The 12,343-nt window shown below is 70.8% G+C and carries 9 protein-coding genes; 4 read left to right on the plus strand and 5 right to left on the minus strand.

Going from position 1 to position 12,343, the window contains the following annotated elements; genetic code table 11:
• Window positions 1–23 precede the first annotated feature (23 nt).
• Window positions 24–2,108: an ATP-dependent DNA helicase RecQ gene (locus HUA78_RS32065; protein WP_174477849.1), complete on the plus strand. Its 2,085-nt coding sequence runs from the start codon at window positions 24–26 to the stop codon at window positions 2,106–2,108.
• A gap of 45 nt (window positions 2,109–2,153) precedes the next feature.
• Here the strand turns inward: HUA78_RS32065 and HUA78_RS32070 are convergent, their stop codons facing one another.
• A complete protein-coding gene (locus tag HUA78_RS32070) occupies window positions 2,154–2,489 on the minus strand; it encodes a hypothetical protein (protein WP_141648995.1) in 336 nt (111 codons plus the stop codon).
• A 52-nt stretch (window positions 2,490–2,541) separates the two neighbouring features.
• Complete coding sequence (locus HUA78_RS32075; protein ID WP_174477850.1) at window positions 2,542–6,378, minus strand: tetratricopeptide repeat protein; 3,837 nt, start codon at window positions 6,376–6,378, stop codon at window positions 2,542–2,544.
• A gap of 92 nt (window positions 6,379–6,470) precedes the next feature.
• Between HUA78_RS32075 and HUA78_RS32080 the strand changes: the two genes are divergently transcribed.
• Complete coding sequence (locus tag HUA78_RS32080; protein ID WP_174458533.1) at window positions 6,471–6,899, plus strand: hypothetical protein; 429 nt, start codon at window positions 6,471–6,473, stop codon at window positions 6,897–6,899.
• Window positions 6,900–7,373: 474 nt separating this feature from the next.
• On the opposite strand, the gene HUA78_RS32085 is transcribed toward HUA78_RS32080, so the two are convergent.
• On the minus strand, window positions 7,374–8,297 hold the full coding sequence (locus HUA78_RS32085; protein ID WP_174458532.1) for an SDR family oxidoreductase: 924 nt from the start codon (window positions 8,295–8,297) through the stop codon (window positions 7,374–7,376).
• A gap of 40 nt (window positions 8,298–8,337) precedes the next feature.
• Window positions 8,338–9,192, minus strand: a complete 855-nt coding sequence (locus HUA78_RS32090) for a lysophospholipid acyltransferase family protein (RefSeq protein WP_141647253.1) — start codon at window positions 9,190–9,192, stop codon at window positions 8,338–8,340.
• Window positions 9,193–9,281: 89 nt separating this feature from the next.
• On the opposite strand from HUA78_RS32090, the gene HUA78_RS32095 reads away from it, so the two are divergent.
• Window positions 9,282–10,595: a DUF2252 family protein gene (locus HUA78_RS32095; protein ID WP_174477851.1), complete on the plus strand. Its 1,314-nt coding sequence runs from the start codon at window positions 9,282–9,284 to the stop codon at window positions 10,593–10,595.
• A 79-nt stretch (window positions 10,596–10,674) separates the two neighbouring features.
• A complete protein-coding gene (locus HUA78_RS32100) occupies window positions 10,675–11,382 on the plus strand; it encodes a triacylglycerol lipase (RefSeq protein ID WP_254623997.1) in 708 nt (235 codons plus the stop codon).
• Window positions 11,383–11,385: 3 nt separating this feature from the next.
• Here the strand turns inward: HUA78_RS32100 and HUA78_RS32105 are convergent, their stop codons facing one another.
• On the minus strand, window positions 11,386–12,324 hold the full coding sequence (locus HUA78_RS32105; protein ID WP_174477852.1) for a polysaccharide deacetylase family protein: 939 nt from the start codon (window positions 12,322–12,324) through the stop codon (window positions 11,386–11,388).
• Window positions 12,325–12,343: the final 19 nt, after the last annotated feature.

Raw genomic sequence — 12,343 nt, forward strand, 5'->3', positions numbered from 1 at the left:
TTTCCGTTGACGGCCGGGCCAGGATGGTGAACATGCGAGCGATGCCGTTGGCCCTGCCCTACTTCGAGGAAGCTCAGCAGGGCCTGGTGCGCCACTTCGGACTGACGCAGTTCCGTCCCGGGCAGGCGGAGGTCATCTCCACCGTGCTGAGCGGGCGCAACACCGTGGTGGTGATGCCCACGGGCGCGGGCAAGAGCCTGTGCTACCAGCTCCCGGCCACGCTGCTGCCGGGGCTGACGCTGGTGGTGTCGCCGCTCATCGCGCTGATGAAGGACCAGGTGGAGCAGCTCACCGCGCGCGGCATCAGCGCCACGTTCATCAACTCCTCGCTGTCGGACCTGGAGCGGGCGGAGCGGATGCGCCGGCTGCGCGCGGGCGAGTACAAGCTCTTGTACGTGGCGCCCGAGCGCTTCCGGAGCGCGAGCTTCGTGCAGACGGTCCTCGACGTGGGCGTGGACCTGCTCGCCGTGGACGAGGCGCACTGCATCTCCCAGTGGGGGCACGACTTCCGGCCGGAGTATGCGCAGCTCGGCCAGGTGCGCAAGAAGCTGCGCCCACCGCGCACCGTGGCGCTCACGGCGACGGCGACGCCGGAAGTGCGCGCGGACATCGTCCGGGTGTTGCTGATGAAGGAGCCCCGCGAGTTCGCCATGGGGTTCGACCGGCCCAACCTGTTCCTGGGCAAGCAGGAAGTCGGCGGAGACACGGACCGTCACGAGGCCTGCGCGCGGCTGGCGGCGCTGGGAGGCAGCGGCATCATCTACTGCTCCACGCGCCGCGCGGCGGACGGCATCTTCGCGGAGCTGCATGGCCGGGGCCTGAAGGCGGTGCTGTACCACGCGGGCATGGAGGACGACGCGCGGAGGCGGGCGCAGGACACCTTCATGTCCACGAAGGACGCGGTGGCGGTGGCCACCAATGCGTTCGGCATGGGCATCGACAAGTCGGACATCCGCTTCGTCGCGCACGCCAACATCCCCAGGGCGGTGGAGGCGTACTACCAGGAGATCGGCCGAGCGGGCCGGGACGGCGGCGACGCGCGCGCGGTGCTGCTGTTCAACCACTCGGACGTGTACACGCAGGAGCGGCTCATCCAGGGCAGCCACCCGTCGGAGACGGTGCTCGCGGACGTGTGGGGCGTGCTCCAGTCGGTGGAGGAGTTCGAGCGGGGCGTGCACGTGCTAGCGGGGATGGTGAACGCCAGTGAGTTCGAGGTCTCCGCGGCGCTGCGCATCTTCGAGCGTGCCGGGAAGCTGGAGCGCGGGGGACGGGGTGAGGGAGAGCACGGGCTGACGCTGACGGAGAAGGCCCAGGCCGCGCACCCGCATGCGGCGGACGCGCAGCGGCTGTTGAAGTCCCTGCTGGAGACGTTTCCCCTCGGGCGGCAGGTCACCACGGAGCTGACCATCCTCGCGCGGCGCGTCGGTCTGTCGGTGGACGAGGCGCGCCACGCGCTGGGTCTGCTGGAGAAGTCGGGCGTGGTGAATGTGCGGCGGCCCTTCTCCGGTCGCTCCATCCGAGCGCTGGCGCGGCTGCCCTTCCGCGAACTGGGCATGGACCTGAGCCACGTCCGGGAGCAGGAGCGGCAGAACCTCCAGCTCCTGCGGCGGATGACGGACTACGCCTACGCGGACCGGGAGCAGCGCTGCCGGCGGCGCGCCGTCCTCCACTACTTCGGTCAGCAGGACGTGGAGGCCTCCTGCGGCAACTGCGACGTGTGCACACCCGCGAAGATGCCCGTGCTGCTCTCGAGCGGGCCGACCGCGTCCCGAGGCCGCACGTCGGCCTCGGCGCAGCCGGTGCTGAACTTCAGCGAGCTGGCCTCCACGGAGCTTCGTCGCTGGCGCAAGGAGCTGTCGAAGGACCTGGGCGTCGCGCCCTTCATCATCTTCAACGACGCCACGCTGCTCGGGCTGGCGGCGACGCTTCCCATCGACCGGGAGGCCTTCCTCACGGTGAAGGGCACGGGAGAGAGTCGCTGGGAGCGCTTCGGCCCCAAGGTCGTCGAAATCTGCCTGATGGCGCGCGCCGCGGGGCATGAGCCCCAGGCAGCCCCCCTGGCGGCGCCACGCAAGCCGCGCGTCCGGCGGGCCCTGGGTACGAACTGACGAAGAGCCCCGCGGCCGGTGCCCCCGTCTTCGCGACGGAAGAGGCTACGGGCCGTTGCCTCCGCCTCGGCGCATCCCTCGGGCGATGAGGTAGCGCAGGCTGCCCATGACGGTGCCGACCACCAGGGCGAGCAGGAAGATGACCGCCACCGTGGTGAGTCCGAAGATGAGGCGCACCCCGTACTCGGGAATGCGGCCGTTGAAGAAGGCCGTACGCAGCGGCTCCATGGCGCCGACCAGCTCCAGCGCACGCGCCGGCAGCGAGTCCAACGACAGCGACAGGCGCTGGAGGAACTTCGAGGGGAACAGGCGCAGGGCGCCCTCCACCACGACGCCCACCAGCAGGTAGAGCGCCGACAGCAGGAAGGCATTGCCCCACATGATGCGCAGCAGCGGGGACTCGGGCCCGGGGCCAGAGGGAGGGTGGCGCACGCTAGCGAGCCGCTTTCTTCTTGAGGGACGGCAGCGCCTTCTTTACGCGCCCCGCCTCCTCGCTGCCACCCGCCAGCCGGAGAAAGGCTTCGTAGGACTCCACCGCCCGATTCAGCTCCGCAGACTCGCGCACCAGCACATCCGCCAGGGCCAGGTACGCCGGGCCGTCCGTGGGCTCCAGCTCCACGGCCTTCAGCAGCGACGCCTTCGCCACGGCCTCCTGCCGCTGCTTCAGGGCCACCAACCCCAGCGCCAGGTGCGAGCGGCCCTGGAACGGCGCCAGCCGCACCGCCTCCTCCGCCGCCGCCCGCGCGTCCTTCAACACGCCGGCCCCCAACAGCACGCGGGCCATGGCGGCCTGGGCGAAGGCCTTGTCCCAGACAGTGGGCGCGCGCGAGGCCAGGTCCTCCAGCGTCCGCGCCGCCCCTCGGCCTCCGCCGGGGAGCTGCACGTAGAGTTCGCCCACCCGGCCACAGGTGGCGTCAGACCCCTCGCGCCGAGCCGCCGCGAAGGCCGCGTCCGCGTTGTCCACGTTGCCCTGCCGCAGGAAGGCGTGGGCAATCTCGCAGAAGGTGTCCGGGTCCTTCGGGTCCAGCTTGTTGGCACGCTCCAGGGCGGAGAAGCCACTCTTCGCGTCACCCGAGGCGAACAGGATGGCCGCGCGCAGCCGGTGCGCCTCCGCGTCGTCGGGCGCCAGCTTCGCCGAGCGACCCGCGGCCCCTTCCGCCTCCTTGCGGCGTCCGGCGTGGAAGAGGGCCAGCGCGAAGCCCTTGTGCGCGGCGGCGCTGCCGGGGTTGTCCAGCTGCCAGGCCTCGAACTGCTTGAGGGCCTCCGGAGTACGCCCCATCGCCAGCAGCGTGCGGCCCAGCGCGTCGCGCGACTCGCCGTGCGCGCCGTTGCGCTCCACCGCCTGCGTCAACGGCTTGAGGGCCATGTCTGGCAGGCCGCGAGATAGGAGCAGCCGCCCCAGCGAGCAGGAGGCCTCGTAGTCGCGCGGGTCCTTCTGCGCCTCCTCGAACTGGGCCTGCGCCTTGTCGAAGGCTCGCTCACGCCAGTACACCTGCCCCAGCGCCAGTCGCATGTCGTTGCGCGGGCGCTTGGAGGCGGCCAGCGCCTTCTCGAGCAGCTCGCGGGCCTGGGGCGCGTTGCCCTCCGCCGCATCCGCCAGGGCCAGGAGCGACACCGCCTCCGGAGGGTAGCGCTCGTTCACCCGCGTGCGCGCGAGCTCCGCGCGGGCTCGCTTCCAATCCCCGAGCCGTGCGTACGCAGCGCCTCGCACCAGGGACACCTTGCGGCCACTGTCGGCCTCCAGGCGCGTAAGCACGTCGCGCTCGCGGTCCCTATCCAGCAGCGTGCGGCCCAACCCCTCACGGGCCTCGTCGCTCTTGGGTTGCAGCTTCAGGGCCGCCTCGTACGCGGCCTGCGCCGCATCCAGCTTCCCCGCGGCGCGACTGGCGGCCCCCAGCGCGAGCTGGAAGTCGAAGGCCAGCGCCCCCTGCGTGCCCTTCCCCAGCAACGTGCGCGCCTCGTCGTGCTTGCCCACGGCGGACAACAGCCGGCCGTGCACCAACTGCTGGCGCGACTTGAGGTCCGCCGGCAGCGCCTTGTCCTCCGCGAGCGGCGCCACATCCGCGAGCGAGGCGTCCAGCTCCTGCTCCAGCGCGAGCCGGGCCTCCGCCTGACCGATGCGCGCCACGGGGTGCTTGGGAGACTTGGTGCGCGCCTTCTCGAACATCTCGATGGCGTGCGGGAAGTCCTCCGACGCCAGGTAGTAGCCGCCCAGCGCCACCAGGGCCCGCACGTTGGCGGGCGAGGTCCGCAGCGCGCGGTCGAACCGCTCCAGCGCCTTCTTCTCGTCCTTCGACGCCAGGAGGATGCTCGCCGCGAGCGCCTGGGCCTCGGTGCTCTCGTCCATCGAGGTGAGCAGCGCGCGACGCGCCGGCTCCCGTCCCCGGTCATCCGCCACGAGGACATTGGTGGTGAGCACCAGTCCCGGCGCGGCCTCCTTCACGCCCGGCTTCTCCAGCGCCTCCAGCGCCTTGAGACGGTCCTCCGGAGACATGCCGTGGTCCGAGAAGAGAAGCGCATGCGTCCAGGCCGTGAGGGCCCAGGCGCGGCTGCTGCCCTCGTCCATCTCCAGGGCGCGACCCAGTTGCTGCAACGCCCCATCCAGCGAGGCGCGCGTGTCCTGGGTGATGAGGTCCTCGGCCCGGGCCAGCGCCTCGTTCAGCGTCTGGCCACCGGTGGCCGCGCGAATCCGGAGGAAGCCGACGACGATGGTGATGAGCACCATCGCCAGCGCCGTCACTCCGGCGACCTTCACGCCGTTGCGCTTGAGGAAGGACGTCTTCGCCGCCTCGCGCACCAGCTTCTGGCGCAGCTCCTTCTCGTAGGCGGCGGTGAGCGCTTCGGTGTCCTGCTTGGGCTGACCCGCCTTGGGTTTCGCGGCGCTCCCAGCGGCATCAGAGGCCTCCGGCAGGTCGTCGAGCAACGAGCGCTTGGAGCCCGAGCCCCGCGTCGCGGGCTGCGCGCGAGCGACCACGGGATTCTGCGCGGTGGGATCCGGCGGAGGCAGATCTCCGAGGAGTCCTCCCGAAGCGGCGGGAATCACCGGCTTCGCGGTGGTGAACTCGCTGGAGCGCAGCAGCACATCCTCGTCGGAGTCGGCGGAAGCGGCGGGAATCACCGGCTTCGCGGTGGTGAACTCGCTGGAGCGCAGCAGCACGTCGTCGTCGGAGTCGGCAGGCGCGGTCCCCGCCTCCCCCTCGCCCGTGGACGTCAGGTCGTCAGAAGCCCCCGCTGTGTCGGAGGCAGTCCCCCGCGCATCCTCGGGCAGGGGCTCGCTGCCCTCCCCCGTCGACGCGCCAGACAAGGGCTCCGAGCCCGACGGCCGAGGAGCGTCATCCTCATCCGACAACGACAGGTCCAGGCTCGGCAGCTCGGAACCGAGGGAGGGCAGCAGCACCGGCACCGGCCGGTCAATCAGCCCTAGCGAAGACCCCGCCGCGGACGCGGCAGGATGCTCACCCGAGCGGGTGCGAGCGCCCCCGGTGCCGGTCGCTGTGTCCCCGGAAGCTCCAGTGTCAGCAGTGGAGCCGGAGGCACTCACGTCCCCCACCGAATCCGCGTCGCGCTCGGGAGCGGAGACGTCCTCCGTGCTCGCGCGCCCCCCCGCCGCCGCGGCGCTCGCCAGGTCAGCGGCGGCACGGGCGCCCGCGTTCCTCGCGGCCCCGGGACCCGAAGCCGTCGCGGCCTTCGCGGTATCTCCGAGCGCGGCGGCCCGGAGCCTCGCGGCCGCCATCGGAGACGCGGTCACGGGCGCGGGCTCGGCGTCGTCGCTCTCGACCTTCGCTTCCGCGTCGGACTCCCCTTCCGACGACTGCGCGGTCTTCTCCAGCCCCATCAGGTCGGCGAAGACGGGAGCCGGTCCACCGGCCAGCGCCTGCTGGGCCTGCTCCAGCCACAGCTTCACGCGGCCGTCATTGGGTTGCAGTGCCACCGCCTTTCGCAACAGCGGCAGCGCCGAGCGGTACAGCCCGCGCTGGAGCAACACCTCGCCAATCAGGTTGTAGGCGTAGGGGTTGTCCTTCTCGATGGCGATGGCCCTGTCGAACTGCTCCATCGCCTCCGCGGGGCGGCCCAGGTGAATGAGCGCCTTGCCCCAGAGCACGCGTCCCACCGTCGAGGACGGATGGTGGGAGATGCCCTGTTCACACACCTCGATGGCGCGTGCCGCGTCCCCCTTTTCCAGCAGGGCCTTGGCCAGTTCGACGAAGACGGAAGATGTGGGGTCCTGCCGGAGGAGCTGCTCGTAACGCTCCACCATCGACTTGGCCATGTGGGCTTGCGACTCCGGTGCTCGGGCGGGGGAGCGGGACCATACCACCGTGCTCTCGTCCCGGGCGGCCACCGGATGCTACCGTTCCCCCTGTGAATCGCCTGCCTGCCCTGTTTCTCGCGCTCGCCCTGTCGGGATGCGCAACCGTATCCAAGAAATCCGACCTGGAAGAACTCAAGCCCACCGTGGACAAGTTCCACCAGCTCATCCGGTGGAAGGATTTCCGGAGCGCCTCCCGCCTCCTCGTCCCGGAGCGCCGCGCGGCGTTCTCGCGCGCCCGCGTCGAGCTCCATGACGAGCGGGACCTCTCCATCACCGACTACGAAATCGAGGAGGTGCGGCTGGCCGAGGACGGGGCGCACGCCACGGTGCAGAGCCGCATCCAGTGGATGCGCCTGCCGTCCGCCTCGGAGAACACCGCCGTCGTCGTCTCGGAGTTCGTCTTCCGGGACGGCGTGTGGCTCCTGGAGCGGCAGGACGCGGGGCCCTTCGTGGACGAGCTGAAGGGCGCGCTGCCCTGAAAAGAAACCGCCCACCGACTCGGGGCCGGCCGAGGCGGTGGGCGCCGGGAGCTCCCCAATGGAGCGCCCTACAAGAATCCGCCCATCGGCTCGGGGCCGGCCGAGTCGATGGGCGTCGGGAACTCCCCAATGGAGTGCCCTACAAGAATCCGCCCATCGGCTCGGGGCCGGCCGAGTCGATGGGCGTCGGGAGCTCCCCAATGGAGCGCCCTGACATGTGAGCGGGGCGACGGTGTTGTTCAGGCCCGCGTCGCCGCGCGGTGACGCCGGAACCTAGAGCAATGGCGATGCCACTCCGCGCACCGGGGGTGGCGTGCGGGGCCCTGCATTGGAGATTCAAGGGCTTGCACTCGCGGCCGCCCGACAATGAGGGGGGCAGGCCGTCGGGGTGCTGACACTCCTGTCAGAGGGTCCAGCCTCCGGCGTCGTGCCATGCACGACAACCGTGTCAGGGAACCCTCGGACTTTCCTTCCCTACTCGGCCTGCACCGCGCGGATGGTTTCCCGCATGGAGTAGTGGGGCTTCCAGGCCACGTCCTGCACCCAGCGGCTGCCGTCCACGGCACACAGGAACTGGATGTGGTCCAGCTCCGGGGGCGGGAAGTTGGCGATGCGGTACTTGAAGAGCATGCCCAGTAGGGGCCGGGCCAGGGGGTGCGGGACGGGGATGGGGGAGTTGCCCAGCTCGCGCATCACTGCGGACAGGGGCACCTCGCCGGGGCCGACGATGTTGTAGACGCCCTTGGGCTCCGGGCGGAGGGCCGCCACCATGGCGCGCGCGACGTCCTCCACGTGGATGAGCTGCACCATGGGGTCGAAGCCGGCCAGCATCCACGGGTGGCGCAGGCGCAGGTAGTTGGAGGGCGCGTTCTTGATGGTGGGCCCGACGATGTGGACGGGCCGCAGAATCACCGTCTCGATGTGCGGGTGCTTCCAGAAGAAGCCATGCGCGAGCATGTCCACTTCAATCAAGTCCCGCACGCCGGAGAAGCGGCTGGCCGCCATGAGCGGCGCGTCCTCGGTGAGGAAGTTGGAGTTGTCCGGGCTGGGTCCGTAGACGTTCGCCGAGGACAACACGACGACCTTCTTCACGCCGTACTTCGCGCAGTACTCCAACAGGCGCGTGGTGCCCACGACGTTGAAGGAGTGGTGCTCCTCCTCGCTCATCCGCGGGTCATGCATGATGCCCATGTGGATGACGGCGCGGACCTCGTTCTTGCGGAAGACGTCCTCCGCCTTCTTCTTGCGCAGGTCCAGCTCGTACATCTCCACGTCTTTCGGCCGGCCCACGAAGGGACGCCGGTCGATGCCGATGATGCGCTCGTGCTTGTGGAGGAGCTTGGCGAGGGTGCGGCCGAGGTTGCCGCTGATACCCGTGACGACGACGGCCGGTCTCATGGTGCGAGCCTCATAACACCGTCAGCTGGGGTGCGGGCGCTCACCAGAACACCCCGCGACGCTCCTTGAGTCCCTGGTGAAGCATGGACTGGATGGCCGCCTTCACGGTGCGGACCTTCTTGTCCAGCTCGCTGTCCTCGTCGTCCGGGCGTCCCGTGAAGTGCATCGGGTCGCCGTAGTACAGGCGGTACTTGGTGGGCAGCGGGAAGGGCAGGCCCGTGGGGGTGACGGGGAAGGACGGGAAGCCGAGCAGCTTCGCCACGGGCTTGAGGTCCATGAGCGCGGGGGCCTGCTCCTCGGCGCCGACGACGGCCACGGGGACAATGGGCGTGCGCGTCTCCAGCGCCAGGCGCATGAAGCCCAGGCCAAACTCCTGGAGCTGGTAGCGCTGGGGCCACAGCTTGTTGATGCCGCGCAGTCCTTCCGGGAACACGAGGATGGCCTCGTCGGACTCCAAGAGCCGTCGGCAGTTCTCCGGCGTGCCCACAATCTGGCCCATGCGCGCCATGAAGGTGGAGACGTACGGCAGGGACGGCACCCACTTCTCCACCATGCTGCGCATGGCGCGGGGCGGACTGGCCTCCAGCATCAGGGAGACGCCAATCATGGCGCCGTCCAGGGGGAGCTGGCCGGAGTGGTTGGACACCAGCAGCACGCGGCCGGCGGGGACCTTTTCGATGCCGTAGGTCTCCACGCGGAAGTAGTTGCGGTAGAGCCACAGGAAGGGCGCCACCGCCGACAGGCTGAAGTCGAGGTTGTAGCCGAACGGGTCGACCCCGTACTCGTTCTCAGGCCGAACCAGGGCCTGCATCCGCTCTTTCTGCTCGTCGTTGGCCAGGCGGTCGGTCCATTCGCGCAGGCCCTTCTTCACTCGGTCGCCGAGTCGCTCCAGCATATCCCTGGTTCTTTACACCACCGGCCCCCGTACCGGGAGTGGGGAAACCTTGCCGTGCCCATCCGGGATAACGTGAGGAGCCCACGCTCATGCGAATTCCTCCCCGCCCCGCGGCTTCCACCCCGAAGGCCGCAGCTCCCGTCTCGGCACCCGCCAGTAGCGCCAGGGCCTCCGCGTCCACCCTCCGACGCGCGCCCGGGCAGGCGGTGACGTTCAGCCAGGACTTCCATGCGCGGCTGGACCTGCCTCCGGCGCGCCTCGAGGAGAAGCTGGCGTTGATGCGCGAGCGTCCGTCGTCCTTCTTCCGGATGATGCCCGCCCTCTTCCACGCGGACCTGCGAGGCCCCTACTCCGCCGAGGCCCGACTGGTGGACCGCCCCGCGCCCCGAATCCCCGTGGTGGGTGACGCGCACGTGGGAAACCTCGGCACCTTCCGGGGGCCAGAAGGCAAACCGGTGTGGGGACTCAACGACTTCGACCAGGCCGGACGCGGCTCGCCGGAGGTGGACCTGACGCGCATGGCGACCAGCGCCGTGCTCACCGCGCGCGAGGCGGGGCTGTCTCCCAAGGAACAAGAGGTCGTCCTCCGGGCCTTCGCGGACGCATACTTCTCGACACTCGAGTCGCTCGCCGGAGGCGCGGAGAACCCCGGGGCATTCCTCACCAAGAAGGAGGCCACCGGCCCGGTGGATGACCTCCTCGGGGACGCGAACGACACCTCGCGAGAGGCCCTGGTGAAGAAACATGCCCGGCTGGAGGGCCCTGACGCCGCGAGCTTCCGGACCTCGGACACGTTGAAGTCGGTCTCCCCCGCGAAGCAGCGGGAGGTGCGGGCCGCCCTGGCGGACTCCCTGGCCGCGCTGACGGGACGGCAGGACATCGCCCTGCCGCCGCGCGTGCTGGACGTGGCCCGGCGGCTGGACGCGGGCGGCAGCAGCTATGGGCTGGAGCGGTACTGGGTGCTGGCGCGGGCGGCGGACCCGAAGGCGCCTCCCGTGCTGCTGGAGCTGAAGGAGCTGCTCGCCCCGAGCGTGGAGTCGCCTCCGCTTCCAACGGACGGAAGCGCGGTGGTGGACGCGCAGCGCCGGCTCTCCGGCCACGCCAACCCGCTCACCGGTGCCACTCGCATGGGAGGGCGGGCCTTCCTGGTGCGCGAGCTGGAGCCGGAGAAGGCGAAGCTGGGAGACGGGGCGCTGACGGGAAAGAAGGACCTAGTCTCGGTCTTCACCCAGGTCGGTCAGGTCCTGGCTCGGGCCCACGGCGCCGCGCCCGAGCAGGCGCGCGAGCTGCGGTCCTGGGTGGGCGACGACGCGGCCCAGGCCACGGGCCGGCTGTCGGCCTTCGCGCGGGCCTATGCCGACCAGGTGCGGGCGGATTGGAGTGCACTGCGTGACGGCACCTGAGCCCCGGGCCGCCACGAGTGGACGAATGCCCCCGTGGCCCCATGCCAGCCAGGGGTGACGTCGCCATGTCTCGCCCCGCATGCGCACGATGCTCGTCCTGCTGGGCCTGGCCTGGCTCTTCTCGGGGTGCGCCGTGACGGCCGCCGCGCTCGCCGCGTCGTCTCCACGGCTTGCGCCCGTGGAGCAGCGCGTGCCCGTGCTGCTCGTCCATGGCATTGGCGACGACGCCAGCGCCTTCGACCTGCTGCGCCGCCGGCTGGAGCGCGAGGGCTGGCCCCATGTCCACGCCGTCTCCATGGTCCCCAACAACGGCAGTGAGGGGATTCCCGTGCTGGCCCGGCAGGTGGCCCGCGAGGCCGAGGCCCTGCGCGCACGCACCGGCGCCCGCCGCGTGGACGTGGTGGGCTTCAGCATGGGGGCGCTCGTCACGCGCTACTGGGTGCAGTTGCTCGGAGGGCGTCTGGTGGTGAGGCGCTTCGTCTCCATCTCCGGCCCTCATTCGGGCACGGGCCTGGCGTTCCTGGGACGAGGCAAGGGCGTGGCGCAGATGCGGCCCGGCAGCAGGCTCCTGCGGGCACTCCAGCAGGACCCTCGTCCCTGGGGCAGCACGGAGGTGCACAGCTTCTGGACGCCGTGGGATTTGACCATCCTCCCCGCCTCCAGCTCACGGCTACCGGGGGCCAGCGAGCGCACCTTTCCCGTGCTGCTCCACCCGTGGATGCTCACCGACCCGCGCGTGCTGGACTCGGTGGTGGACGTGCTCGGCTCGCCCGCCGTGGCCAGGTGACGCTCACAGCGTGGCGGACAGCCGCCCGGCCGCGTCGCGCAGCGTGACGACGTCGCATTCGGACTTCAGCCAACCGAAGATTTCACGCAGCCGCTCGAGCTTCCGCGTCGCGCTGACGCGCAGGTCCCGCTGCTGTCGGACCAGCTCGCCGGGAATCCCGTCCGTTGCGTCCAGCACGTCCACGCCGTGGAGTTCGAAGTTGAAGAACGCGTCGCGACGGCAGGAGCGCCACGCACCTCGCAGGGTCCGCAGCGGCAGCGTGGTGGCGAAGGTGCCGATGAACGGGAAGCGCAGGGCGGGCGTCACCGCCATGGGCAGCTCCAGCACCGAGCCCGTGCCCCGTCGATAGGGCCGCGCCGGGTCCGGGCGGTACGGCACGCGGGGCGCGAGCAGCACGCGAGGCGTGTCGAGCACCGAGCGAGACGGGCGCCCCATCAGCGACAGCGCGCCCATCACCGCCGCCTTGGCCGCGTAGTACGGCGTGGCGGGAAACGCGGAGGAGCCATACCGGTAGCCCAGCTCGACGGTGGCCGCGTAGAGGTCCGCGTTCAGCGTGTAGCCCGGCGCGCGGAAGCCCTCGGGCCGTGCGCCCGTGGCCGCGAGGATGGCCGCATCGGCGCGCCGCAGGTCCTCCAGGATGGCGGCGGGGCCCCGGCGCGTGAGGGCGTAGTCATGCGCGTGGCTGTGGCTGGCCACCTCGATGCCCGCTTCATGGGCCGCGCGCATGCCCGTGGAGGCAAGGGTGTCCGCCTCCAGGTCCTCGCCGATGGCGAAGAAGGTTCCCGGCGCGCCGAGCGTGTCGAGCAGCTCGCGGAAGCGAGGCACCGCCACGGCATGGACGAGGGAGCGGGCACGCGCATCCAGCAGCGACTCCGGCAGGCCGTGGATGCGGCAGTAGTGCGGCAGGGAGTCGAGGTCGACGGAGATGGACGCCAGCCTCACGGTGCGCGCCCTCCCCCGC

Source organism: Myxococcus sp. CA033 (assembly GCF_013336625.1).
Classification (GTDB): Bacteria; Myxococcota; Myxococcia; order Myxococcales; family Myxococcaceae; genus Myxococcus; species Myxococcus llanfairpwllgwyngyllgogerychwyrndrobwllllantysiliogogogochensis.

What these genes read in the sequence shown, in the direction of transcription:
- HUA78_RS32070 (WP_141648995.1), bottom strand. Translation starts at nt 2,489, where the DNA reads ATGTGGGGCAATGCCTTCCTGCTGTCGGCGCTCTACCTGCTGGTGGGC.
- HUA78_RS32085 (WP_174458532.1), bottom strand. Translation starts at nt 8,297, where the DNA reads ATGAGACCGGCCGTCGTCGTCACGGGTATCAGCGGCAACCTCGGCCGC.
- HUA78_RS32065 (WP_174477849.1), top strand. Translation starts at nt 24, where the DNA reads ATGGTGAACATGCGAGCGATGCCGTTGGCCCTGCCCTACTTCGAGGAA.
- HUA78_RS32100 (WP_254623997.1), top strand. Translation starts at nt 10,675, where the DNA reads ATGCGCACGATGCTCGTCCTGCTGGGCCTGGCCTGGCTCTTCTCGGGG.
- HUA78_RS32075 (WP_174477850.1), bottom strand. Translation starts at nt 6,378, where the DNA reads ATGGCCAAGTCGATGGTGGAGCGTTACGAGCAGCTCCTCCGGCAGGAC.
- HUA78_RS32095 (WP_174477851.1), top strand. Translation starts at nt 9,282, where the DNA reads ATGCGAATTCCTCCCCGCCCCGCGGCTTCCACCCCGAAGGCCGCAGCT.
- HUA78_RS32090 (WP_141647253.1), bottom strand. Translation starts at nt 9,192, where the DNA reads ATGCTGGAGCGACTCGGCGACCGAGTGAAGAAGGGCCTGCGCGAATGG.